Origin of the sequence: Nocardia otitidiscaviarum (assembly GCF_007362295.1) — a bacterium.
Taxonomy (GTDB): domain Bacteria; phylum Actinomycetota; class Actinomycetes; order Mycobacteriales; family Mycobacteriaceae; genus Nocardia; species Nocardia otitidiscaviarum.
Genome location: NZ_CP041695.1, coordinates 233865 through 259598 on the forward strand (window position 1 = coordinate 233865; position 25734 = coordinate 259598).

A 25734-nucleotide genomic window follows, 5' to 3' on the forward strand; every position below is an offset into this window, starting at 1 on the left:
GTGCGCGCGCTGACCGCCGCCAACACCGCCTACGTCATCTTCACCTCCGGTTCGACCGGCCGTCCCAAGGGCGTCGCGGTGCCGCACGGTGCGGTGGTCAACCAGCTGCTCTGGAAGAACACCGAATTCGGGCTCGACCCGGCCGACGCGGTGCTGCTCAAGACCGCCGCCACCTTCGACCTGTCGGTGTGGGAGTTCTGGTCCGCCGCGGCCTGCGGTGGCCGACTCGTCATCGCACTGCCCGACGGGCACAAGGATCCGGCGTACCTGAACGAGCTCATGGCCCGGGAGTGGGTCACCACGCTGCACGTGGTGCCGTCCATGCTCGACGCCCTGCTCACGGCGGGCTCCGGGACGCCGCATCCGGAGACCGCGAGCGGCGACGCGCAGCGAGTCGGGCTGCCGGATTCGCTGTGGCGGGTGCTCGCCATCGGTGAGGCGCTGCCCGGTTCGGTCGCGCAGCGGATGCGCCGCGCCTGCCCGCGCACCGAGCTGTTCAACCTGTACGGCCCCACCGAGGCCGCGGTGTCCATCACCAGCCACCGGGTCACCGATGCCGACGAGATGTCGGTGTCCATCGGTGCGCCGGAATGGAACAGCCGGGTGTACGTGCTGGACGCGCGACTGCGGCCGGTGCCGGTGGGCGTATCCGGTGAGCTGTACCTCGCCGGTGATCAGCTGGCGCGCGGCTACTTCGCGCGACCTGATCTCACCGCCGACCGCTTCGTTGCGAATCCGTTCGAGGACAACGGCTCCCGCATGTACCGCACCGGCGACCTGGTCGCCTGGACGGACAACGGCGAGCTGGAGTACCGGGGCCGCACCGACTTCCAGGTGAAGATCCGCGGCTTCCGCATCGAACTCGGCGATATCGAGGCCGCGCTGCTGCGCCAGGACGCCGTCGCGTCCGCCGCCGTTGTCGCCCACCACGATCCGAGCGTCGGCGACCGCCTGGTGGCCTACCTGGTGAGCAGCGGCGGCGAGATCGACAAGCGCGCCCTGCAATCCGCGCTGTCGGCCGAACTGCCGTCGTACATGGTGCCGTCGGTGTTCATGCAGCTGGATGTGCTGCCGCGCAACGCCAATGGCAAGCTCGACCGCAAGGCGCTGCCGGAACCCACCTTCGAGAAGGCGGTCTTCCGCGCCCCGGTCACTCCGATCGAGCAGATCGTGGCCGCGGTGTTCACCGAGGTGCTGCGCGTCGAGGGCACCGCCCGCATCGGCCTGGACGACGACTTCTTCGCCTGGGGCGGAAACTCCCTGCTCGCCACCCAGGTGGCCGCCCGTCTCGGCGAGGCGCTCAACACGCGGGTGCCGGTGCGACTGCTGTTCGAGGCGTCCACCGTGGCCGCGCTGGCGGCGCGGGTGGAACTCGACGCCGGGGCCGGTGGCCGCAAGGCGCTCACGGCCGGGCCGCGCCCGGAGCACATCCCGCTGTCGCTGGCGCAGCAGCGCATGTGGTTCCTCAACCGGTTCGACACCTCGTCGGCCGCCTACAACGTGCCCGTGGCGGTGCGGCTGTCCGGCGCGCTCGACGTGGACGCGCTGCGCACCGCCGTCGCGGATGTCGTCGCCCGCCACGAGATCCTGCGCACCGTCTACCCGCAGACCGAGCAGGGGCCGGTGCAGGTCATCCTGCCGCCCGCCCAGGCGGTGCCGCAGCTCGAGGTGCGCAGCGTCGATATCGAGGATGTCGCGGCCGCCGTGGTGGAGCTGACCTCCACCATCTTCGACGTCACCACCCAGGTGCCGTTGCGGGTGGCGCTGTTCGAGATCGCGGATGGCGAATACGTCCTCGCCATGGTCGTGCACCACATCTCCGGTGACGGCTCCTCGGTCGGCCCGCTGACCCGGGATCTCATGACGGCGTACGCCTCCCGTGCCATGGGCTCCGAGCCCGCGTGGGCTCCGCTGGCGGTGCAGTACGCCGACTACTCCATCTGGCAGCGCGAACTGCTCGGCAGCGAGGACGATCCGAACTCGCTGGCCACCAAGCAGGTCGCGTACTGGAAGCAGGCCCTCGCCGGGCTGCCGGACCAGCTCGACCTGCCCTCGGACCGGCCGCGGCCCGCCGTGCAGTCCTTCCAGGGCGGCCGGGTCGAGATCCACGTCGACGCCGACACCCACCGCGCGCTGGTCGAATTGGCGCGCACCGAGGGCGCGACCCTGTTCATGGTCGTGCACACCGCGCTCGCGGTGCTGCTGGCCCGACTGTCCGGCACCGACGACATCGCCATCGGCACCCCGATGGCGGGTCGTGGCGAGGCCGTCCTGGACGACCTGATCGGCATGTTCGTCAACACCCTCGTCTTCCGCACCCAGGTGGCGGCCGACGAGCCGTTCACGGACCTGCTGCGTCGCCAGCGCGAAACCGATATCCAGGCCTTCGCACACGCCGACGTGCCGTTCGAGCGTCTGGTCGAGGTGCTCAACCCGGTGCGCTCCACCGCCCGGCATCCGTTGTTCCAGGTCGGCCTGTCCTTCCAGAACCTGGCCCAGTCCAGCCTGGAACTGCCCGGACTGACCGTGTCCGGACTGGATATCGACACCGAGCTGTCCCAGTTCGACCTGCACCTCATCGCCACCGACCGCTACGACGAAACCGGTGCGCCCGAGGGCATTACCGGCTTCTTCACCTACGCGACCGATATGTTCGAGCGCGACACGGTGCAGGGCTTCGTCGACCGCTTCACCCGGCTGCTCGGCGAGATCATCGCCGCGCCGCGCACCCCCGTGGGCGATCTCGACCTGCTCGCCCCGGCCGAGCACACCGAACTGCTGACCGCGCGCAATGCCACCGCGCACCAGACGGATTCGGCGGCGACGCTGGTGTCGATGCTGGAGGCGACCGTGGCGGCCAAGCCGACCGCGGTGGCGCTCATCGGCCCCGACGGCGAGGCGCTGACCTACGCCGAACTCGGCCAACGCGTGAATCGCCTGGCCCGGCACCTGATCTCGCTGGGCGTCGGTCCGGAGGCGCGGGTGGCGCTGGCGTTGCGGCGTTCGGTGGATCTGGTGGTGGCCATGTACGCGGTCTCGGTCGCGGGCGGTGCGTACGTGCCGGTGGACCCCGACCAGCCCGCCGACCGCACCGGTTACATCCTGGAGACCGCCGCGCCGGTGTGCGTGATCACCAACGCGGCAGCGGAATTCGCGACCGACGCCGCGCCGCTGATCGCGTTGGACGACCTGGACCTGTCGTCACTGGACGGCGCGGCGGTCACTGCCGCCGAGCGGGTCGCCCCCTTGCGCCCGCACCACACGGCCTATGTCATCTTCACCTCGGGTTCCACCGGCCGCCCCAAGGGCGTGGCGCTGCCGCACGCGGCCATCGCGAACCAGTTGCAGTGGAAGACGGCGGAGTTCGGCCTCGGCGCCGATGACGCGGTCCTGCTGAAGACGGCTGCGACCTTCGACCTGTCGGTGTGGGAGTTCTGGTCGGGGGCGGTGTCGGGTGGCCGCTTGGTGATCGCCGCGCCCGACGGCCACCGTGACCCGGCGTATCTGAATGAGCTGATGGCTCGGGAGCGGGTCACCACCTTGCATGTGGTGCCGTCGATGTTGGACGCGTTGATCACCGAGTCCGGTGGCACCTTGGCGGCGTCGTTGCGCCGTGTGCTGGCCATCGGTGAGGCCCTGCCCGCCGCGGTGGCGCAGCGTTTCCGCGTGGCGAATGCTCAGGCGCGGCTGTTCAACCTGTATGGCCCGACCGAGGCGGCGGTGTCGATCACCACGCATTTGGTGACCGATGCGGATTCGGGTTCGGTGTCGATCGGTGTTCCGGAGTGGAACAGCCAGGTCTATGTTCTGGATTCGCGTCTGCATCCGGTGCCGGACGGTGTCGCGGGTGAGCTGTATCTCGCGGGTGTCCAGTTGGCGCGTGGTTATTTCGCTCGTCCGGACCTGACGGCGGATCGTTTCGTCGCGAATCCGTTCGCGGTTGATGGTTCGCGGATGTATCGCACGGGTGACTTGGTGGCGTGGTCGGCATCGGGTGAGTTGGAGTATCGGGGTCGTACCGATTTCCAGGTGAAGATCCGCGGTTTCCGTATCGAGCTCGGTGAGATCGAGGCGGCCCTGCTGGCGTTGCCGGAGGTCGCTCAGACGGCGGTGCTGGCGAAGTCGGATGCCCGCACGGGCGATCGCTTGGTGGCCTACGTGGTCCCGGCTGTCGCGCTTGGGCAGTCTGCGCCAGGGGCGCAGGGTGGGCAAGCGCAGCCGCGCACCCCGGGCGCGGACCCGTTGTCGATGGCTGGTCCGGGCGTCTCCGAGCCCGCGCTGCTGGATACCGCCGGGTTGAAGCAGGCGTTGTCGGCGGCGTTGCCGTCCTATATGGTCCCGTCGGCGTTCGTGGTCTTGGACGAACTCCCGTTGAATGTCAACGGCAAACTCGACCGTAAGGCGTTGCCGGAGCCGGAGTTCGAGTCCACGGCTTTCCGTGCGCCGGCGACCCCGATCGAGGAGATCGTGGCGGGTGTGTTCGCCGAGGTGCTGGGTGCCGATCGGGTCGGTGCGGACGATGATTTCTTCGCGCTGGGCGGTAATTCGTTGTTGGCGACGCAGGTCGCCGCTCGTATCGGTGCGGCCCTGGACGCGCGTGTTCCGGTGCGTGTGTTGTTCGAGGCGTCGTCGGTCGCGGGTTTGGCGGCGAAGGTGGAACAGCACGCCGGTGCGGGTGATCGTCGGGCGTTGACGGCGCAGCCGCGTCCGGAGCGGGTTCCGTTGTCGTTGGCGCAGCAGCGGATGTGGTTCCTGAACCAGTTCGATACGGCGTCGGCGGCCTACAACATCCCGGTCGCGGTCCGTTTGACCGGCGACCTGGATGTGGAGGCGCTACAGCAGGCGGTGGCGGATGTGATCTCCCGCCATGAAACCCTGCGCACCATCTACCCCCAGACAGACGGCACCGCATCCCAGGTCATCGTCCCCGCCGCACAGGCGGTCCCGAACCTGACCCCGATCCCGGTCGACGCGACCGAGATCCGCGACCGCATCGCCGCCGTCATCGCGACCGGCTTCGACGTCACAGCGGAAGTCCCGTTGCGCGCCAAGCTGTTCCGCGTCGAAACCCCCGAAGAACTAGGCGAACACGAGGCATCCGCCCTCGGCATCCTGGACGCGGTCGAAGCCGCCACCCTGCGCGCGGTAGGCCCGGACGCCACCGCCGCCCTGGGCGGCGGCCGGACCGCCGAGTCCTCCACGGTCGAGCACGTACTCGTCTTCGTGGCCCATCACATCAGCGCCGACGGCTGGTCCATGGGCCCGCTGACCCGCGACGTGATGATCGCCTACGCCGCCCGCACCGCCGGGGTGGCCCCCGGCTGGGCTCCGATGCCGGTGCAGTACGCGGACTTCAGCATCTGGCAGCGCCAGGTGCTGGGCTCCGAGGACGACCCGCAGAGCCTCATCTCCGCGCAGGCCGCGTTCTGGAAGACCACCCTCGCGGACCTCCCGGACGAGCTGAACCTCCCCGCGGACCGCCCGCGGCCGACCACCCAGTCCTTCCGCGGCGGCCGGGTGCTCTTCCCGATCGGCACCGAGCTGCACCAGGGACTCCAGCGCATCGCGCGGGAGCAGAACGCGACCATGTTCATGGTCGTGCACACCGCGCTGGCGGTGTTCCTGTCGCGCCTGTCGGGCACCTCCGATATCGCCATCGGCACGCCGATCGCGGGCCGCGGCGAGGCCGAACTCGACGATGTGATCGGCATGTTCGTCAACACCCTGGTGCTGCGCACCGAGGTGGACGCGCAGCGGGGCTTCGCCGAACTGCTCGCCCACGCGAAGGACGCCGACCTGGCGGCCTTCGCGCACGCCGACATTCCGTTCGAGCGGCTGGTCGAGCTGATCAACCCGGAGCGCTCCACCTCGCGGCATCCGCTGTTCCAGGTGGTGCTGTCGTTCGAGAACCTGCCGGACACCAGTTTCGAACTGCCCGGGCTGCGGGTCTCCGCCGTCGATTTCGACAACGACACCGCCAAGTTCGATCTGTCGCTGACCATCCGGGAAGCGTCCGATGACGCGGGTATGTACGCCGAATTCGCTTTCGCGCGTGACCTGTTCGACGAGGACACGGTGCAGGTGTTCGCGCAGCGCTTCACCCGCCTGCTCGAACAGCTCACCGCGCGGCCGCAGCGGCCGGTCGGCGATCTCGACCTGCTCGCCGAAGCCGAGCGCACCGATCTGCTTACCCGCACCGGCGGCGCACCGGTGGCCCCGGCCACCCTGCCGGAGCTGATGAGCACTGCCGCCCAGGGCAATCCGAACGGCGCGGCCGTGGTGTTCGAGGGCCGGACCCTCAGCTACGCCGAACTCGACGCGGCGTCCTCGCGGTTGGCGCGACTGCTCATCGAGCGCGGCGCCGGACCGGATGTGCTGGTGGCCGTCGCCGTTCCGCGCTCGATCGAGTCGGTGCTGGCGGTGTGGGCGGTGGCCAAGTCGGGTGCGGCCTTCGTGCCGATCGACCCGGCCTACCCGGCCGACCGCATCGCGCACATGGTGTCGGATTCCGGTGCGGTACTGGGCCTGACCGTCACGGCCGAGGCCGAAAAGCTGCCGCCGGTCAAGAGTCTGGCGGGCTGGCTGTCCCTCGACGACGCCGCGGTGCTGGCGCAAGCCGAGGGCTACGCGGCCGATCCGGTGACCGACGCCGACCGCTGGGCTCCGATCCGGGCCGAGCACGCCGCGTACGTCATCTACACCTCCGGCACCACCGGCATGCCCAAGGGCGTCGTGGTCACCCACGCGGGTCTGGCCAACTTCAGCCTGGAGCAGGTGGTGCGCTACGGACTCGATTCCGGTTCGCGCGCACTGCACTTCGCCTCGCCGTCGTTCGACGCGTCGGTGCTGGAACTGCTGCTCGCGGTCGGCGCGGCCGGTGCGCTCGTGGTGGTGCCCCCGGGCACCTACGGCGGGGACGAGCTGGGCGAGCTGATCTCCCGCGAGCGGGTGTCGGTCGGCCTCATCACGCCGTCGGTGCTGGCCTCGCTGGACCCCGCGCAGCTGTCCGGCATGGAGGTGATCATCGCCGGTGGTGAGGCCGTCTCCGCTGATCTGGTGGCCAAGTGGTCGGAGAATCCGGGTGCGCCGCGGCGCTTCCACAACGCCTACGGCCCCACCGAGGCGACCATCGCCACCAATATCTCCGATCCGCTGTCGGCCGGTGATCCGGTCGTCATCGGTGGACCGGTGCGCGGTATGCGGGCCATGGTGCTCGACGCCCGCCTGCACCCGGTGCCCGAGGGCGTGGCCGGTGAGCTCTACGTGGCCGGTGTGCAGCTGGCGCGCGGCTACCACGCGCGACCGGGACTGACCGCCGAACGTTTCGTCGCCGATCCGTACGGTGCGCCGGGCGACCGGCTCTACCGCACCGGTGACGTGGTGCGCTGGCGGCACGACGCGCTCGACCGCGCCGTGGTGGAGTACGTGGGCCGCAACGACTTCCAGGTGAAGGTGCGCGGCTTCCGCATCGAACTCGGCGAGATCGACGCCGCGCTCACGGCTTTCGAGAGCGTGGACTTCGCGGTCACCCTCGGCCACAAGACCGAGGCCGGAACCACCATCCTCGCCTCGTATGTGAAGCCGGTGGCCGGTGCCACCGTCGATATCGCCGCGCTCACCGAACATGCCGCCGCGCGACTGCCGGAATACATGGTGCCGACCGCGATCACGGTCATCGACGAGATTCCGTTGACCGGCGCGGGCAAGCTCGACCGGCGCGCGCTGCCCGAACCGGTGCTCGCTCCGCGCGAATTCCGGGCTCCTGTCAGCGATCTGGAGGGTGAGCTGGCCGCCGTCTTCGCCGAGGTGCTCGGCGTGGAGCAGGTGGGCGCGGACGATTCGTTCTTCGCGCTCGGCGGCGACTCCATCCTGTCCATCCAGCTGGTGTCGCGGGCCAAGGCGCGCGGCATCGTGTTCAGCCCGCGCGATGTGTTCGAGCAGCGCAGCGTGGCCGGACTGGCCGAGGTGGCCGTGCGCGGCGGGGACGCCGAACAGCAGCAGCTCGCGGAACTGCCCGGCGGCGGGGTCGGCGACATTCCGCTGACGCCGATCATGACGGCCATTCTGTCGAGTGGTTCGAGCTACGAGCGGTTCTCGCAGTCCATGGCGCTGCGGCTGCCGGACGGCATCGACCGGGAGACACTGGTGGGCACCCTCGGGGCGGTCTTCGACCACCACGATGTGCTGCGCGCGCGCCTGCGCGGAGACGGCACGGACGGTTGGGCTTTCGAGGCGCTGGAACGCGGTGCCGTGGACGTCGACGCACTGGTGCAGAAGGTCATGGTGCCCGCCGACATCTCCGATGCGGAGCTGTCGCGGGTGGCGTCCGCCGAACTCGACGGTGCGCTGGGCCGCCTCGATCCGGCCAATGCGGCCATGGTGCAGTTCGTGTGGTTCGCGTTCGAGCCGGCGGGAGCGACGCGCCCGGAGGCGGCAGCTCGCGTAACCACGGAGGGCGCCGCCGATGGGCACCGGCGCCGCGACGTGCTGCTCATCGCCGCCCACCACTTCGTGGTCGACGGCGTGTCCTGGCGCATCCTGATCCCGGACTTCGCCACGGCCTGGTCGCAGCTGGCCTTCGGACAGCCGGTCGCGCTGCCCGAGAACGGCACCTCCATGCGACGGTGGGCGCACGCCCTGGTGGACGCGGCGTCCGCGCCGGAGCGGGTGGCGGAACTCGAGTTCTGGCAGGGCGTCACGGAGACACCGGATCCGCTGCTGGGTTCGCGTGCCTTCGATCCGGCCGTGGACACCTTCGCCACGGTCGAGCGGGTCGAGGTCACCATTCCGGCCGAGGTCACCGATGCGGTGCTGACCGCCATTCCGGGCCTGTACCGGGGCGGTGTCAACGACGGTCTGCTGTCGGCGCTGGCCATGGCCGTATCGCGTTGGCGCGGTGCGGGTTCGGCATCGCTTGCCCACCCGTCGCCCGACCACCACCCCTCAGCGAGTCGCTCCGCGACGCTGATCAAATTGGAGGGTCACGGTCGCGAGGAAGACGTGGTCGCGGGCGCGGACCTCTCGCGCACCGTCGGCTGGTTCACCAGCGCCTACCCGGTGCGCCTGGATCTGGGCGAGGCCGATCTCGACGATGCCTTCGCGGGTGGAAAAGCCTTGGGCGACATCGTCAAATCGGTGAAGGAGCAGCTGCTCGCCGTGCCCGACAAGGGCCTCGGCTTCGGTCTGCTGCGCCACCTCAACCCCGAGACCCGGGACCGGTTGCGCGATGTGGGCCAGATCAGCTTCAACTACCTGGGCCGCGTCTCCACCGGTGAGGTGCCCGAACAGCTCGCCGAACTGGGCTGGGTGCCGGTGGCCGACCTCGGGCAGCTGGACGCGGACATGGACCGCGACATGCCCGCCAACGCCACCCTGGACATCAATGCCATCGTCACCGACGGCGAGGACGGCCCGCAGCTGGGCGCGGCCTTCGCCTTCCCGACGGGGCTGCTCAGCGTGGAACGGGTACAGGAGTTCGCGGACCTGTTCGTGGCGGCGCTGACCGCGCTCGCCACCCACGCCCAGCGCGCCGACGCCGGCGGCTTCACGCCGTCGGATATGAACCTGGTCTCGATCGGCCAGACCGATATCGAGGTGTGGGAGCGCGACTACCCGGCGCTGGCAGATGTCTGGCCGCTGTCGCCGCTGCAGGGCGGTCTGCTCTTCCAGGCCATGATCGCCCAGAGCCAGCAAACCCTGGACGTCTACACCATGCAGGCCGTGCTCGACCTCGGCGGCACGGTGGATGTGGCGCGGCTGCACGCCGCCGCCCAGAGTGTGGTGGACCGGTACCCGAACCTGCGCACGGCCTTCGTCACCGATACCGACGGCAAGCCGGTGCAGGTGGTGCTGGACCGGGCCGAAGCGCCGTGGCGGGAGGTGGATCTCACCGATCTGCCGGAGGACGAGCGGGTGTCGCGCATGCGCGAACTCATCGAGGACGACCGCGCCACGCACTTCGACCTGACCGCGCCGCCGCTCATGCGGTTCACCCTGTTCCGTACCGGTGCCGAACGGTCACACCTGGTGATCACCACCCACCACATCCTGGTGGACGGCTGGTCCATGCCCCTGCTCATGCAGGACCTGCTGGTGCTGTACGCGGTGCGCGGCGACACCTCGGCGCTGCCGCGGATCACCTCGTACCGGAACTTCCTCGCCTGGCTCTCCGGTCGCGACCGGGATGCCTCGCTCCAGGCGTGGACCAGGGCGCTGTCCGGCGTCACCGAGCCGACCCAGCTCGCGCCGCAACCGCGCGGCGAGGAAACCTACGAGATCGGCCGCCACGCCACCGAAATCGACGCCGAACGCACCCGCGCGCTCACCAAGCGCGCCGGCGAACTGGGCGTCACGGTGAACACGGTGGTGCAGACCGCGTGGGCCATCCTGGTCGGTCGGCTCACCGGCCGCGGCGATGTGGTGTTCGGCGCGACCGTCTCCGGCCGCCCGGCGGATCTGCCCGGGGTGGAGACCATGGTGGGTCTGTTCATCAACACCCTGCCGGTGCGCATCCGCATCGACGACCGCCTGAGCATCGAGGGCATGCTGGAGAAGGTGCAGCGCGAGCAGGCCGACCTGCTCGACCACCACTACATCGGGCTCACCGACATCCAGCGGGCCACCGGTATCGGCAGCCAGTTCGACACCCTGGTGGTGTTCGAGTCCTACCCGATGGACAAGGACGCGGTCGCCGCGGCCAGCTCCATCGACGGCATGTCGGTCACCGGTGTGGGCGTCAACGACAACACCCACTACCCGATGACGCTGGTGGTGATGGCCGAGGAGACCATCGAGATCGCCATGCGGTACCTGACCAGCCGGTTCACCGCCGACGAGGTGGCGACCCTGGCGGCGCGCCTGAACCGCGTGCTGGACGCGCTGCTGGGCGATCCGACCGGCCTGATCGGTGACATCGACATCCTCGACGACACCGAGCGCGCCCGCATCCTCGCCGAGAGCACGGCTCCCGCGGTGGAGTCCGCGCCGGAGACCACCCGCCTCGGCGACCGCACGGTGGCCAAGGCACTGGCCGCCGTGGTGGAGGAGGATCCGCAGGCTCCGGCGCTGCTGGCCGCCGGCAAGGAGATCGCCTACCACGAGCTCGACCGCCGCTCCTCGCAGCTGGCGCGGGTGCTCATCGACCGCGGTGCGGGCCCCGGCGATATCGTCGCCATCGCCCTGCCGCGCTCGGCGGACAGTGTGGTGGCGGCCTGGGCCGTGCACAAGGCCGGTGCCGCGGTGCTGTTCGCCGACGGCCTCTCCTTCGGCGAGATCATCGCCGCCGGAGCGGGATTCGGCATCGCCGAGGAACCGGCCGCCAAGAACATCCGCTGGCTGGTCCCCACCGACCCGCAGGTGCAGGCGGATATCGCCGCGGCGGCCACCCACCCGGTCTCCTACGCCGACCGCGTGCGCCCGCTCACCGAGGACACCCCGGCCTTCGTCACCCGCGAAGCCGACGGCATCTGGGCCACCCTCACCCAGACCGACGCCCTCGACCGCGCCGACCGCCTCCGCGAGGTGCATGAGATCGACTACGAGTCGACCCTCTACACCACCGCCGCCACCGGCCCGGCCGCCGTGGACGAATTCCTCACCGCGGCCACCGCGGGCGCGCTCTCGGTGCTCCCGGGCGAGGACGGTGTCGAGGCCGACCTCGAGGAAGAGGTCACGCACTGGTTCACGGTGCCGGGCGAGGACACCGCGGCCGTGGATGACGAGATCCGCATCGTGGCGACCGACTAGTCGGCGACCGCCGGTGCGGTGCGCGATCGCACCGGCGGACCGTCGCCGCGCCGACGCCACGTCCCGATCGAGGTCACCATCGACCGGGCACCACTCTGCCTGGACGTACTGGGGATCGAGCCGCTCCGGCCGCCGAGCGGGCACGCGGGTACGGCCCGGCGGCTGCGGCGTTCGTTACCGTTCGCGGTGGTCGCACCTATATTCGTGATGGGCGAGGGGCGCCCGGGAGAGGGGCACCATGGAGGCGAACGGGCGACCGGCGCTCGAGCTGGACGGGCTGTACAAGAAGTTCGGCGGGCCCTGGGTGGTGGAGGGCGTGAGCCTGGCCGTGCCGCCCGGGTCGTTCTTCGGGCTGGTGGGGCCGAACGGGGCCGGTAAGACGACCACCCTGTCGATGGCGGTGGGGCTGCTGCGGCCCGACCACGGGGCGGCCCGGATCTTCGGCACCGAGGTGTGGACCGATCCGGTGCGGGCCAAGACCATGGTCGGGGTGCTGCCGGACGGGTTGTCGCTGCCGGAACGGCTCACCGGACGAGAGCTGTTGAACTACACCGGATTACTGCGCGGCATGCCGCAGGCGACGGTGGTGGAGCGCACCGACGAACTGCTGCACGTGCTCGAACTCGACGGCGCGGAGAACACCGTGGTGGTGGACTATTCGGCCGGTATGCGCAAGAAGATCGGGCTCGCCACCGCCCTGCTGCACGCACCGAAACTGCTGGTGCTCGACGAACCGTTCGAGGCGGTCGATCCGGTGTCGGCCTCGACCATCCGCACCATTCTCCAGCGGTTCGTGGCCGCCGGGGGAGCGGTGGTGCTCTCCAGCCATGTGATGGCGCTGGTGGAGAACCTGTGCGATCAGGTCGCGGTGATCAGCCACGGCCGGGTGGTGGCGGGCGGCAGCGTCGCGGAGGTGCGCGGCGAGGGCACCCTCGAGGAGGCATTCGTGCGGCTGGTCGGCGGCCGGGTGGCCGGAGACGAGGGGCTGTCGTGGTTGGCGTGATGATCCGCATGCGGCTGCGGCTCACCGCACGCGGCATGCGCAGCGGGCGCGGGGCCATCGGCTTCTGGCTGGGCATCGTCTTCGGCGTCATCGCCGCCGCGATCACCCTGCTGCTGGTCGGCTTCGGCGCGCCCGACAATCTCTACGGGGCGACGAATATCGCCGCCGCCCTGTACACCGCCTGGACGCTGGGCTGGCTGTGCGGGCCCATTCTCACCGGCAGCAGTGACGAGACGCTGCAACCCGAGCACTTCCGCCTGCTGCCGCTGAGCAACCGGCAACTCGCCTACGGTCTGGCGGCCGCCGCCTTCGTCGGCCCGGCGGTGCTGGTGAATCTGCTCGCCTTCTCCGGATTGGTGCTGATCGCGGCGCGATACAGCATCGGCGCGGTGCTGGTGGCGGTGGTCGGGGCGGTATTGCAGCTGATCTTCGTGGTGTTGCTGTCGCGAGCGCTCACCGGGTGGATCGGCGCGGCCATGCGGTCCCGACGCGGCCGTGATCTCGGTGTGCTGCTGGCCGGACTGCTCGGGCTGGCCTACTACCCGCTCAATCTGATCGTCGGCAGTCTCGGCCCGAAACTGCGCGACGCACCCGAGGGCGTGGGCACCCTGCTGCGCGCGGTCCCGTCCGGATGGGCCGCCTACGCCGTGGAGTCCGCCGCCTCCGGCCACTGGTTGCGGGCCCTGCTGCCCCTGGCCGGTCTGGTCGTGCTGTCGCTGCTGCTGTGGGAGGCGTGGGCGTGGCTGCTCGGCCGCCGCCTCACCACCCCGCCCGCACCCGCCGAGGAGGTGCGCGCGAGCGGGCGGGCCGGGTTGCTGGACCGCCTCGTGCCCATCAGTCCGACCGGCGCCGTCGTTCGCAAGGAACTGCGCACCTGGTGGCGCGACGGCCGCCGCCGGGCCACCCTGCTGCCGCTGCTGCTCATCGGTTTCGCGCTGCCGGTCTTCCTGGCCATCCAGAACGGGAGCACCACCTTCCTGCCGTTCTCGGGCGCGTTCGTGGTGTGGCTGGCCGCCATGTCTGCCACCAATCTGTACGGCTTCGACGGCACCGCCCTCTGGCAGACACTGGTCACACCGGATGCGGCGCGCGCGGATGTGCGCGGCCGGGTGCTGGCGTGGTTGTTGCTGGTCGCGCCGGTCGCCGTGATCGCCGCCGTGGTGCTGCCGGGCGCGGTCGGGCAAACGAATATGTACCCGTGGGCGCTGTCCACGCTGCCGGTCCTGCTCGGGGTGGGCGCGGCCGCGGTGATCTTCCTCTCGGTCTATGCCCCCTATCCGATGCCGCCGAACCGCGGCAACCCCTTCGCGTCCTCCGGCAATCCGGGCTGCGCGAAGATACTCATGCAGTTGGCGGTGGGGCTGGGGCAGCTGGTGGCATCGCTTCCCGTCATCGCCCTGCTGGGAATCGGTGCGAGCCTGGATAATTCGTTCCTGCTGTGGTCGGCCCTGCCGGTGGGGGTCGCGGTCGGGATCGGGTTCGGGCTGCTGGGCGTCTCGGTGGCGACCAAGCGGCTGGAGGCTCGCGGGCCGGAGCTGCTCGCCGAGGTCAAACCCCGCTGACCCGATCCCACACGCCGGGGACGCGGGCTACTCGGATGCCGTCCCGTCGCCCCCGTGAATTCGGGTAGCCGACTACTGCCGAGACTCGCAGGAAACCAGCGCATGCTGACAGCGCCGGGCGAGAGATGTCGATCTCCGTCCGCCCGTCGCAGTCGATTCCCCTGGGAGGCAGGACAAGTGGACCAGATTCTGTATTGGAATGCGGTGGCGCTCGAATCGGATCGGATCGCGCATACCGAACCGAAGCAGGCCGAACGCGGAGTGCGCGGCCCGATCGGCAGCTCACGGGCCTTCGCCATCGTGCACCTGGCCATGCACGACGCGTACTTCTCCATCGTCGGTGCGCCGCACGGCACCTGGCTCACCGCGCCGCCGGTGGCGGCCAATGGATCCTCGGTGGCGGCGGCGGTGGCGCTGGCCGCCCACACCACCCTCACGGCGCTGTATCCGGCGCAGACACCTCGTCTGGACCGGGCGCTGCGGGAGGCCGAACTGCCCGGACCCGGCGTCGGGCGCGGCACCGCACACGGGCAGGCCGTCGCCCGCGCGGTGCTCCGGGCCCGCAAGGGCGATCCGGGTACCGACGACAAGAACTACATGCCGGATACCGCTCCGCCCAATCACCGCCCGGACCCGGTGAATCCGGCCCAGGGGTATTACGCGCCTGCCTACGGCGCTCGTTCGCGGTGTTTCGCGGTGACCACCCGCTACACCCTGGACCCGCCGCCGAAGGGGAACGATCCGCGTTACCTCGAGGCGCTGCGCGAGGTGCGCGGGAAGGGCATCGCGCCCGAGGCCGCCGCCACACTGCCGCCCGGCATCGCCCCGCGGACGGCCGCCGAAACCCTGGTGGGGCTGTTCTGGGCCTACGACGGAGCCAAGGGACTCGGCACCCCGCCCCGTTTCTTCAATCAGATCGTGCGCGACCTCGCGGCGGCGCGGAACAATACGCCCGATCAGAACGCCCGGCTGTTCGCGCTGGTCAACACCGCGCTCGCCGATGCCGGAATTCTGGCCTGGGACGACAAGTACCGGCACAACCTCTGGCGTCCGATCCTCGGCATCCGCGAGTTCGACCCGTCCATGGGGCCGGACGGCACCGCGGGAGACGCCCTGGACGCCGACTGCGACCCCTGCTGGCGGCCCTACGGCGCACCGCGCAGCAATGTGGTCGCCTTCAACTTCAGCCCGCCGTTCCCGGCCTACCCCTCCGGGCACGCCACCTTCGGCGCGGCCGCCTTCCAGATGGCCCGCCGCTTCTACGGCGTCGATGCCGACGGCCCCGACACCCTCACCGACGGAATGGGTTTCGTCTCCGGGGAACTCGACGGTCACACCACCGACAACGACGGCGTGGTCCGCCCCCGGCACATCCGCCGCTTCCCGGGCGGCCTCTGGCAGATGATGGAGGAGAACGGCCGCAGCCGCGTCTACCTCGGTGTGCACTGGTCCTTCGACGCCTTCGTCACCGGGCCCGACGGCGGCATGGACCTGTCGTGCAATATCGGCGGCGTGCGCCTCGGCCGCGATATCGCCGACAATCTGTGGACCGACGGACTGAAGCAGGATCAGGCGGCCGGTCCGCGGGTGCCCTGACCACTCGTCAGATGATTGCGGTGCGGAACATTGCGGTGGCAAGAAGCTCGACCCGGTGTTCCGCGTGTCAACTATCCGCGTGTCAGCGACGCGATTAGGCTCTGCTGCCGTGGACCCCAAACGCCTCCTCGAGGACCCCCGACTCTCGACCATCGGCCTGTTCCTGGAGGTCCACGACGGCCTCATGGCGAAACTCGAGCCGCTCTGGAAGCAGTACGGACTCTCCGGCCTCGACCTCGACGCGCTCATGCGGCTGAGCCGCTCGCCGGGACGCAAACTGCGCATGACCGATCTGGCCGCGCAGACGGGCCTGTCGACCAGTGGTGTCACCCGGCTCGTGGACCGCTTGGAGCGCAACGGTTTCGTGCGCCGCGAATCCGCGCCGGGGGATCGCCGCAGCTTCTACGCGGTACTCACCGCCGCCGGGGCGACCCGGGTGGCCCGGGTGCTGCCCGCCTATCTCGATGCGGTGGACGAGTGGTTCATCGGGCGGCTCGGTGCCGAGCAGCTCGACGCCATGGTGGCTGGGTTGCGCACGATCCGCGACGCGATGCGCGCCGACCCTGTCCGCACCGCGGAGTGATCGCGCTACTCGGTGGCCGCGGTGAGCCGGGCGGTGAGGGTTCGGATGTGGGCTATGAGTTCCGGCGGTTCGTGGATTCGGCAGTCGAAACCGAAAACGCCCACATAGACGGCTAATTCGTCGAGGGAGTCGGAACCGGTGTGCAGCACACAGGTGTCCGCGTCGACCGCCTCGATCACGCCGACCGTCGGCGCGATGCGGTCGGTGGCCACCGCCGCGGGCGCGAACAGCGTGATCCGCGCCTGGTAGCGATACGGCGCGGTGCTCACACCGCGCGAGACGAACCCCGCCGGATCGATCTCCGGCGCGTCACGCGGAGTGAAGCGCGGGCCGGTCGGGATGCGCGGGGTGAGGCGGTCCACGCGGTAGGTGCGCCAGTCGTCGCGGTCGACATCCCAGCCGAGCAGATACCAGTGCCGCCCGGTGTGGACCAGCCGGTGTGGTTCGACGGTGCGGCGGCTCTCGGTGCCCTGGTGGGTGCGGTAGTCGAAGCGCAGGCGCTCGTGATCGCGGATGACGGCGGCCAGTGTGGTGAGCACATCCGGGTCGACGCGGGCGGCTCCGGCGGGCACGGTGACCGTGGCTGCCTCCAGCGCCGCCACCCGATGCCGCAATCGCGACGGCAGCACCCGTTCGAGTTTGGCGAGGGCGCGCAGCGAACTCTCCTCGATACCGGCGATGGTGCCGCCCGCCGCGGTGCGGAGCCCGACGGCCACGGCGATGGCCTCGTCGTCGTCGAGCAGCAGGGGCGGCAGCTTCGCGCCCGCGCCCAGCCGATATCCGGCCGCGCCCGCGACGGCGTCCACCGGGTAGCCGAGGGTGCGCAGTTTGTCGATATCGCGGCGGACCGTGCGCACGTCCACCTCGAGGCGTTCCGCCAGCTCGGAACCTGTCCAGTCGCGCGGTGTCTGGAGCAGCGACAGCAGTCGCAGCAGTCGCGCGGAAGTTTCCAACACAATCCGAAGTCTGCCGTACAGCTAGGGCGGAAGCTGTCCTAGGTGGCTCATAACGTAGTTCTCATGAGCCTCCGAAGCACCGAAATCACCCCCTTCCGGATCGAGATTCCGCAACGGCAACTCGACGATCTGCGCGCCCGACTCGACGCCGCCCGCCTGCCCGCACCGCTGCCCGGCGACGACTGGGACACCGGCGTACCCACGCACTGGCTGCGCGAACTGGTCGACTACTGGCGCACCGAATACGACTGGCGCGCCGCCGAAGACCGGATCAATCGGCACCCGCAGTTCACCACCGAGATCGACGGACAGCGCATTCACTTCCTGCACGTGCGCTCGCCCGAAGCGGATGCGGTGCCGCTGCTCATGACGCACGGCTGGCCCGGGTCGATCGTCGAATTCCTCGAGGTGATCGGTCCGCTCACCAACCCCCGCGCCCACGGTGGAGACCCGAATGACGCCTTCCACCTGGTGATTCCGTCCCTGCCCGGATTCGGGTTCTCCGGTCCGGTCGCCGATTCCGGGTGGAGTGTGGAGCGCATCGCGCGCACTTGGGCCGAACTCATGCGTCGCCTCGGCTACGACCGCTACGGGGTCCAGGGCGGTGATATCGGTGCGGCGGTGAGCCCGGAGGTCGGCCGGGTGGCGACCGATCATGTGATCGGCGTGCACATGAACGGGCCCGGACCGTTCCCGCAGGTGCCGCTGTCGGAGGCGGAGATGGCGGCGCTCACCGATCTCGAGCGCGATCGCATCCGCCGGGTGGAGGCGTTCATGCGGGAAGAATTCGGTTATATCGCGATCCAGTCCACGCGCCCGCAGGCGCTGGCGTACGGGCTGGTGGACTCCCCGGTGGGGCAGCTGGCCTGGATCATGGACAAATTCCGGGAGTGGACGCATCCGCGGGCCGTGGCGCCGGACAAGATCATCGACCGGGATCGGCTGCTGACCAATGTGATGATCTACTGGCTGACCGGCACCGCGGGATCGGCCGCCTACGTCGGCTACGCGCAGGACCAGGCGTGGGGTCGGCAGCCGGTCAACTCCGGCGTGCCCACCGGCGCGATCGTGTTCGCGCACGATATCGGCATCCGCAAGTACGCGGAGGCCGAGCACACGATCACGCACTGGGTGGACGTCGCCGATCGCGGTGGGCACTTCGCCGCCATGGAGGAACCGCAACTGCTGACCGACGATATCCGGGAGTTCTTCCGCGGTCTGCGGTGAGCGGCCCGGAGTCAGCCGACCGCGCCCGCGCGCAGGGCCACGCGCCAGTCCCCGTACTCGCTGATGTCCTTGCCGCCGGCCGCGGCCGCCGCGTCGCAGCCGAAACCGGTTGTCCAGGAACCGTCCTCGAGTTCCACCGCGCCGAGTTGCATGGGTGCGGGCAGGGCGCTGAGGAAGTGACCCAGGGCGGCGGGAGCGAGCAGCCACCGTTCCCCCGCCACCGCGACCCCCGCCTCGCCCTCGGGCAGGCGGGTCACCCCGGGCTTGGGCGGGGTGGTGTCCAGGGCAGCGAGTCGATAGCGCGGGGCGGTCCGCACCGGACCGGCCCAGCGCGCACCGAGATCGTCGAGCTGGAATGCGAGCGGCTGACCGCGCAGGTGCGCGCCGAACACCACGAGTTCGGTGCTGGCCGCTGCCGCCAGCGGCCAGGCGGATTCGGGCGGCCGCCGGTTCAGCACCAGGGCGGCGATATCCAAGGCCACCGCGTCCTCGAAGGCGCGCGCCACCACTGACACCCCGAACTGGGCCGCACCCGCCGTCCCGGCCGGAACGGCCACCGCGCACAGGTCGAACAGATTGCAGAAATTGGTGTACGTGCCGAGCCGGGAGTTCACGCCGACCGGGTCGGCGGCCACCTCCTCGATACTGGGATGGTCGGGCGCGGTGGGGATGAGCAGGGCATCGGCTCCGGCCATACTCGCCATGGCGAGCCCGCGCAGCCGCTCCAGTTCGGCCAGGTCGGTGACCAGCCGGTGGGCGGGCAGGTCGCGGGCGGCGCGAATGATGGAGCCCACCGTCGGATCGGTCGACTCGGGGTGCGTGTCCACGAATTCTCCGACAGCGGAGTATCTTTCGGCCACCAGCGCACCGTCGTACAGCAGGCGGGCGGCGGCCAGGAACGGGGCCGGATCGATCTTGACAATGGTGACCCCGCGCTCCCGCAGCGCCGCGACCGTGCGCGCGAAGGCCGCCCGCCACACCTCGTCGAGTTCCGGCAGCTCGCTGAAGACCGCGACCACGGGCGCGGGCGGCGCGGCCAGCCGGATATCGCTGGGCCAGAGCCGGTCCGGCGCATCGGCCGCCATCACCGCCATGGCGCGATTCGCCAGGTCCAGATCGGCGGCGAAGACGGTCACGCAATCGTAGGAGCGGCAGGCGGGCACCACGCCCACGGTGGACACCACGCCCACGGTCGGTTTGATGCCGACGATCCCGTTGAGCGCGGCGGGAATCCGGCCGGAACCCGCGGTATCGGTGCCGACGGCGATATCCGCCTCACCTCGGGCCACGGCCACCGCCGAGCCGGAACTCGAACCGCCCGAGATGAATTCGGGCCGCAGTGCGTTGGGCGCCGCGCCGTAGGGGGAGCGGGTGCCGACCAGCCCGGTGGCGAATTGATCGAGATTGGTCTTGCCGACCACCACCGCGCCGGCCGCCCGCAGGGCCGCGACCGCGGGTGCGTCGGCGGCGGGGGTGTAGGCGAAATCGGGGCAGCCCGCCGTGGTGGGCAGTCCGGCGACATCGACATTGTCCTTGACCGCCAGCCGCAGCCCGCGCAGCGGGCCGTCCGGCACGGGGTCGGCGGCGATCTCGGCCTCGGTACGCCGTCGAATCCACACCGTCATGTCGTGCTCTCCTTCGTCTCCGCGAATTCTCCCGCCGCACGCCACGATTCGCGTTCGGCCGCGAACGCCTCCGCCTGACGCGCCCGGAAATCCGCGATGGTGTCGGCGTTCTCGTCCAGGAAGGCGCGATGGTCGGCGAGCCGGAACTCGCCCGCTTCGGTGCGCAGCGCTCCGCGTCCGGCCGCGAAATCCGCGCGCAGGTCCAGCAGTTCCGCCGCCGAGACCGGATACCAGCGAATGCGGTCGAAGAAGCGCAGCAACCAGGGCTCCTCGCCGATACCGGACGAGGCGTGATTCCACACCTGCGTGGTGCGGCCGACGAACTGATAGCCGCCCGGCCCCTCCATGCCGTAGACACACAGGTAGGCACCGCCGATGCCGACGGCGTTCTCCGGTGTCCAGGTGCGGGCCGGGTTGTACTTGGTGGTGACCAGGCGGTGGCGCGGATCGGTCGGGGTGGCCACGGGCGCGCCCAGATACACGTCACCCAGGCCGAGCACCAGATACTCCGCCGCGAAGACCGTATCGAAAACCTCGTCCACCGACGCCAATCCGTTCATGCGCCGGATGAATTCGATATTCCACGGGCACCAGGGCGCGTCGGCGCGCACGCCGTGCATGTACCGGGTGATGGCCTCCCGGGTGGCGGGATCGTCCCAGGACAGCGGCATGTGCACGGTGCGGCTGGGCACCACGAGTTCCTCGGCGGCCGGCAGCACCGTCTGAGCCTCGGCGAGCAGGTCCAGCAGCGCGGCCGTGGGCAGCCGGTCCGGGTCGGTGCGCACCTGGAGGGAGCGAATACCCGGGGTGAGTTCGGTGATGCCGGGTTCGGCGCGCTCGAGCAGATGTTCGTGCAGGGCGTGCACCCGCGCCCGCAGCCCGAGATCCAGGGTCATCTCGCCGTATTCGATGAGTACGCCGTCGTTTCCGGCGCGCCGGTAGGTGATGGCGGTGCCGTCCTCGCTCTCCCGCCGAGCCAGGACGCCGTCATCGCCGTCGCCGCCGCCGGAGAGCACCATGGGCCAGTCGGCCCGGCGGCCCGGCCCGATCGCGTGCAGCGAGGCGGCCCGATCGGCCCGCACCGGAACGAAGCGCACGGTGTCACCCGGGGTGAGCTGGCCCAGCTTCCAGCGGTCGGCGGCCACCACGGTCACCGGGCAGACGAAGCCGCCCAGGCTCGGGCCGTCGGGGCCGAGCAGGATCGGGGTGTCGCCCGTGAAATCCAGGGCGCCGACGGAGTACGCGGTGTCGTGGATGTTGGACGGATGCAGCCCGGCCTCACCGCCGTCCAGACGCGCCCAGTGCGGCTTGGGGCCGATGAGGCGCACGCCGGTGCGGTCGGAGTTGAAATGCACCTCGTAGTCGGTGCCGACAATGGCGTCGATATCGGCGCGGGTGAAGAACTCCGGCGCACCGTGCGGCCCCTCGGTGACCGCGAGTTCCCAGCGGCGGGTGAGCACCGGCTGTTCGTCGCCCGGCACGCCCGCGCTCCCGCGGCCGGTCGGTGCGCCGAAGGTGAGCACATCACCGGCCGCGAGCGCGCGGCCGCGCGGTCCGCCGAACTTGCCGAGGGTGAATGTCGCACGGCTGCCGAGGTATTCGGGCGCTTGGATGCCGCCCGCGATGAGCAGATAGCTGCGCATGCCGGGCCCGCGCACCGCACCGATGTCCAGGACTCCTCCGGCGGGCACCCGGACGCTGCGCCACTGCCGGACCGGTTGGCCGTTCACCGTCACCGGCACCGGTGCGCCGGTGACGCACACCCGGGTCGGTGCGTCGAAGCGCAGTGCGGGGCCGCCGAGTGTGCATTCCAGTCCGGCCGCACCCTCGGGATTGCCCAGTGCCCGGTTGCCCAGACGGAACGACAGATCGTCCATGGGGCCCGAGGGCGGTACGCCCACGTGCCAGTAGCCCACCCGCCCCGGCCAGTCCTGCACCGTGGACTGCATGCCGGGGCGCAGCACCGTCGCGGCACCCGGGATGAACGAATCCGGCTGCACCGGCGTGGAATCCGCCGTTTCGGCTGGGCGACCAGATGTCGCCGGTGCGGCCGTCGCGCGGGTCACCGCCGCCGTCATCGGCTCACCACCATGCGCACCGGGGTGGGATCGAAACCATTGCAGGGGTTGTTGATCTGCGGGCAGTTCGAGACCAGCACCAGGGTGTCGATCTCGGCGCGCAGGCTGATCTTCTTCCCGGGCGCGGAGAGCCCGTCCACGATGCCCAGCGTGCCGTCGGCCTCCACCGGAACATTCATGAACCAGTTGATATTCGAGACCAGGTCCCGCTTGCCCAGTCCCCACTTCATGCCCTCGGCGAGGAAGTTCTCCACGCAGGCGTGCTGGTGGCGGGTGTGGTGGCCGTAGCGCAGCGTATTGGACTCCTGGGAGCAGGCGCCCGCCACGGTGTCGTGATTACCCACCTCGTCGGCGACGACGGTCATGAGCGTGGTGCCGGAATCGGTGCGCAGGGCGCTGCCGGTGGTGAGGAAGATGTTGCGCTGGGCGGCGACGGTGGCCTGGGCGCTGTAGCGTTCGGTGTGATCGGACGCCGAGTACAGCAGGCAGTCCACCGCCTGATTGCCGTGCAGGTCGATGATGTCGAGCCGGTCACCGGCGCGGACCACCGTGGACCAGCCGACGCGGGCGGGGACGGTCTCGTCCAGGACGACGGTGCGTTCGAGGGTGCTCATGCTGTGTCCTTTCGCGCATGATCGGGGCGCTGTGTGGTCGCGCCGAGTCGGCTGCTCACCCGGCCGCTCATGCGATCGCCTCCCGTGGATGTGCGGCACGCCAGGCGGTTTCGGTGTTCTCCACCGCGCGCCGGTATTCCGGGTCGGGGTTGTGGACCCGGGTCAGCTCGTCGGGGGCCGACCAGGCGACGACATCCAGGTCGGTGACCGGGGTGTCGTCCAGCGGGTGCGCGGCAGCGGCGATCAACAGTGTCACCGGCAGATGGACGATCAGGTCGACGGCCGCGCCCGCGCCCGCGCCGCCGGTGGCGGTCAACGCGCCGTCCGCTTCCACGCGCACGCCCCGGAAGAACGACACCGTGGGGCCGAGATCGCGCGGGGCCAGGCCGTGCTTGGCCGCCGCCAGGCGAAGTTGCTGCCGCGCCGCGTCATTCGGACCGCACAGGGTGTCGTGGTGGCCGGAGCTGTCGGACACAACGGTCGCCAGCACCCGGCCCTGGTCCGACAGCAGGGGATGCCCGGCACCCAGGTACGCCTGCCACGGCACCTTCACCGTATCCGCGACATTCAGCCGCTCCCACGGTGCTTCGGCGCGCAGCAGGAACAGGTGCGCACAGGCCGCGCCCGCCGGATCGGCCAGTCGCAGGCGGGTGCCCCGGCCGAGCACCGCCGTGGCGTATCCGCCCGGTGGAATACGAGCGGCGAAGGTGACGGTCCTGCCGTCGATTCCTTCCGGCAGGTCGGGTCCGGCGATGGCCGCGCTCGCCGCCTGTGATCTGGCGTGTGCCCGTGCCTCGGTGGTGGATGCGGTGCCTGTCATATCGGTTCCCTTCGCAAGTCGGGATGGCTGCCCACCCCGGACGACAGCCGGGGTGGGCGGAATCAGTTGGTGGGTCTGGGATGTCGCCGCTCCGACGGCGGTGTGCCCGATGCCCGGTGGACCGCCCACACGAGCAGCCGCTCCAGCAGCGCGGTGATGATGACGGCGAGGGCGGGGCGGCCCGGCAGGGCGCTGTCCGGCGTGCTCACGCGCCTCATGTCGTCGGCACCGTGGCGGGCTGCGCGGCCGCGTCCGCCGGGACCGGCGGCGAGTCGGCCGCTCGCGGGTCTGCCGGACGCGGTGCGGTCGCCGCGGCAACCGGCTCCCGGCGGGCCGGGAAGACCGCCAGGGCTACCAGGAAGGTCACCAGCGCCGCCAGGAAGGCGATGAAGGTCGGCCAGCCGTCGAAACTCGCGGTGATGAGACTGTTGTCGATATGCCACAGCGTGTTCTCCGCGCCGTACACGGTCGGGGTGAGCACGAACAGCACCAGCCGGGTGCCGAGGCCGGCGATGATGGACGCGGCCGCCGCCGCGCTGCTCACCCGATCGGTGATGTGCGCCGCCACGAACGGCACGATCAGTCCGGCCAGCATGAGATCGAAGGCGAGCGTCAGCAGAATGCCGGTCTGCGGCACCTGCACCGCGAACAGCACCGCCACCGCGACCACCGGGATCATGGTGAAGCGCACATGCCGCAGCAGGGTGTCGTGTCCGGCCGCGTCGGTGGCCCGGCGTCGACCGGCCACATTGCGGGTGGCCACCGAGGCGGTGCCGAGGATCGCCCCGTTGGCCGTCGAACAGGAGGCCGCGACAATGGCCGACAGCACCAGGATGGCGAGACCGGCCGGAGCCTGGTCGGCCAGCAGGCGCAGCAGGATCGGCCCGTCGCCGTCGCCGACCACGCCCGAGATGGACAGGGCCACAATGGCGTACGGCACGCCGACGACGGCGGTGCCCGCGGCGGCGACGAAGCAGGCCCGCCGGGCGATCTGCGGCGACCGCGCCGAGAAGATGCGCTGCATGAAGTCGATGGCGACGATATCGCCGATGCCCAGCGAGATCAGGGTCGCCCAGTTGATCGGCGCGCCTTCGGAAGTGTTCGTCAGCTGGCCGAAGTCGAAGGGGCCCATGCCCTCCGGAATGGTGATGCCCATGGTGGAGCCGACCCAGATGAGCAGGGCCAGCGAGCCGATAATGGTGATCAGCATCTGTGCCAGCGCGGTGTAGGCGTCGCTGAACATGCCGCCGACCACGGTGTAGGACAGCACGATGGTGACGATGAGCAGCACGCCCGCGGTGTAGGGGATGCCGAGGAACCGCTCGAAGATGTAGCCGCCCGCCACCAGGTTGCCTGCCAGCAGAATGCAGAAGCTGAAGATCATCAGCAGCGACGAGGTCAGCTCGATGCCGCGGCCGTACTTGATGCGGAAGAAGTCGGGCAGGGTGAGCAGGCCCATGCGGTTCATCGGTGCGGCGAAGAAGATGCCGGTGATGAGCAGGCACAGGCCCAGACCCAGTGGCAGCGAGGCCCCGGCCCAGAAGCCCAGGGAACTGGTGAGGTCGGTATTGCCCAGGGTCGCATTGGAATCGACGGCCTGGCCCATCAGGCCGGCCGCCACCAGGGGCAGTGCCAGGGAGCGTCCGGCGACCAGGAAGTTGGTGCTGTCGCCGTCCACCTTGCGGGCCACGAACAGGCCGATGGCGATGACGGCGACCACGCTGATCGCGATACCGGTGACGATCATGCTCGGTCCCCTCCGGTGGACGGGGCACAGGACGGATGGGGTGGCTCTGGGAGCGATCGGGCGGCCATCGGCGGGTCCTTCATCGAGGCGAATACCTATCGACTGAAAGTTTTCGCCGTGCGATGGCATCGGTGGTGACGGCGGTGTATCCGTCTCGTGGCCGCCGGTAACTTCTGCG

13 protein-coding genes (1 of these 13 cut by a window edge) are annotated in these 25734 nt (G+C 70.3%); 6 read left to right on the top strand and 7 right to left on the bottom strand.

Going from position 1 to position 25734, the window contains the following annotated elements; all coding sequences use genetic code 11:
- From FOH10_RS00850 to FOH10_RS00870, 5 genes are all read left to right on the top strand, one after another.
- Positions 1–11745: the 3' portion of a non-ribosomal peptide synthase/polyketide synthase gene (locus FOH10_RS00850; RefSeq protein ID WP_143979245.1), read on the top strand. The gene continues 32655 nt to the left of window position 1, outside the view; only the last 11745 of its 44400 coding nucleotides appear in the window; its start codon lies beyond the left edge, outside the window; its stop codon occupies positions 11743–11745.
- A gap of 238 nt (positions 11746–11983) precedes the next feature.
- Positions 11984–12748 (top strand): ABC transporter ATP-binding protein, encoded by a 765-nt coding sequence (locus tag FOH10_RS00855; protein WP_143979246.1) that lies wholly within the window; start codon positions 11984–11986, stop codon positions 12746–12748.
- On the top strand, positions 12736–14310 hold the full coding sequence (locus FOH10_RS00860; RefSeq protein WP_143979247.1) for a hypothetical protein: 1575 nt from the start codon (positions 12736–12738) through the stop codon (positions 14308–14310). The genes FOH10_RS00855 and FOH10_RS00860 overlap by 13 nt, the downstream gene beginning before the upstream one ends.
- 177 nt (positions 14311–14487) lie before the next feature.
- Positions 14488–15906 carry a vanadium-dependent haloperoxidase gene (locus FOH10_RS00865; protein ID WP_143979248.1) on the top strand — a complete coding sequence of 473 codons (1419 nt, stop codon included), beginning with the start codon at positions 14488–14490 and terminating at the stop codon, positions 15904–15906.
- Between the two features lie 109 nt (positions 15907–16015).
- A complete protein-coding gene (locus FOH10_RS00870) occupies positions 16016–16489 on the top strand; it encodes a MarR family winged helix-turn-helix transcriptional regulator (RefSeq protein WP_244961506.1) in 474 nt (157 codons plus the stop codon).
- A 5-nt stretch (positions 16490–16494) separates the two neighbouring features.
- On the opposite strand, the gene FOH10_RS00875 is transcribed toward FOH10_RS00870, so the two are convergent.
- Entirely contained in the window at positions 16495–17445 is a 951-nt protein-coding gene (locus tag FOH10_RS00875) for a helix-turn-helix transcriptional regulator (RefSeq protein WP_143979249.1), read from the bottom strand.
- A 63-nt stretch (positions 17446–17508) separates the two neighbouring features.
- On the opposite strand from FOH10_RS00875, the gene FOH10_RS00880 reads away from it, so the two are divergent.
- Positions 17509–18672: an epoxide hydrolase family protein gene (locus FOH10_RS00880; RefSeq protein ID WP_143979250.1), complete on the top strand. Its 1164-nt coding sequence runs from the start codon at positions 17509–17511 to the stop codon at positions 18670–18672.
- An 11-nt stretch (positions 18673–18683) separates the two neighbouring features.
- Here the strand turns inward: FOH10_RS00880 and atzF are convergent, their stop codons facing one another.
- The 6 genes from atzF to FOH10_RS00905 all read right to left on the bottom strand — a co-directional run bounded on the left by atzF (position 18684) and on the right by FOH10_RS00905 (position 25556).
- On the bottom strand, positions 18684–20297 hold the full coding sequence (gene atzF / locus FOH10_RS00885; RefSeq protein WP_143979251.1) for an allophanate hydrolase: 1614 nt from the start codon (positions 20295–20297) through the stop codon (positions 18684–18686).
- Positions 20294–22246: a 5-oxoprolinase/urea amidolyase family protein gene (locus tag FOH10_RS00890; RefSeq protein ID WP_143983786.1), complete on the bottom strand. Its 1953-nt coding sequence runs from the start codon at positions 22244–22246 to the stop codon at positions 20294–20296. The genes atzF and FOH10_RS00890 overlap by 4 nt, the downstream gene beginning before the upstream one ends.
- Before the next feature lie 125 nt (positions 22247–22371).
- Complete coding sequence (locus tag FOH10_RS00895) at positions 22372–22989, bottom strand: urea amidolyase associated protein UAAP2 (protein WP_143979252.1); 618 nt, start codon at positions 22987–22989, stop codon at positions 22372–22374.
- 67 nt (positions 22990–23056) lie between these two features.
- Positions 23057–23809, bottom strand: a complete 753-nt coding sequence (locus FOH10_RS00900) for a DUF1989 domain-containing protein (protein WP_143979253.1) — start codon at positions 23807–23809, stop codon at positions 23057–23059.
- Between the two features lie 62 nt (positions 23810–23871).
- Positions 23872–24027 (bottom strand): hypothetical protein, encoded by a 156-nt coding sequence (locus tag FOH10_RS34635; RefSeq protein ID WP_186000670.1) that lies wholly within the window; start codon positions 24025–24027, stop codon positions 23872–23874.
- Positions 24024–25556, bottom strand: a complete 1533-nt coding sequence (locus FOH10_RS00905; protein WP_143979254.1) for a high affinity choline transporter 1 — start codon at positions 25554–25556, stop codon at positions 24024–24026. Before FOH10_RS00905 ends, FOH10_RS34635 begins: the two co-directional genes overlap by 4 nt.
- Positions 25557–25734: the final 178 nt, after the last annotated feature.

What these genes read in the sequence shown, in the direction of transcription:
- FOH10_RS00895 (WP_143979252.1), bottom strand. Translation starts at nt 22,989, where the DNA reads ATGAGCACCCTCGAACGCACCGTCGTCCTGGACGAGACCGTCCCCGCC.
- FOH10_RS00890 (WP_143983786.1), bottom strand. Translation starts at nt 22,246, where the DNA reads ATGCAGTCCACGGTGCAGGACTGGCCGGGGCGGGTGGGCTACTGGCAC.
- atzF (WP_143979251.1), bottom strand. Translation starts at nt 20,297, where the DNA reads ATGACGGTGTGGATTCGACGGCGTACCGAGGCCGAGATCGCCGCCGAC.
- FOH10_RS00900 (WP_143979253.1), bottom strand. Translation starts at nt 23,809, where the DNA reads ATGACAGGCACCGCATCCACCACCGAGGCACGGGCACACGCCAGATCA.
- FOH10_RS00880 (WP_143979250.1), top strand. Translation starts at nt 17,509, where the DNA reads ATGAGCCTCCGAAGCACCGAAATCACCCCCTTCCGGATCGAGATTCCG.
- FOH10_RS00855 (WP_143979246.1), top strand. Translation starts at nt 11,984, where the DNA reads ATGGAGGCGAACGGGCGACCGGCGCTCGAGCTGGACGGGCTGTACAAG.
- FOH10_RS34635 (WP_186000670.1), bottom strand. Translation starts at nt 24,027, where the DNA reads ATGAGGCGCGTGAGCACGCCGGACAGCGCCCTGCCGGGCCGCCCCGCC.
- FOH10_RS00905 (WP_143979254.1), bottom strand. Translation starts at nt 25,556, where the DNA reads ATGATCGTCACCGGTATCGCGATCAGCGTGGTCGCCGTCATCGCCATC.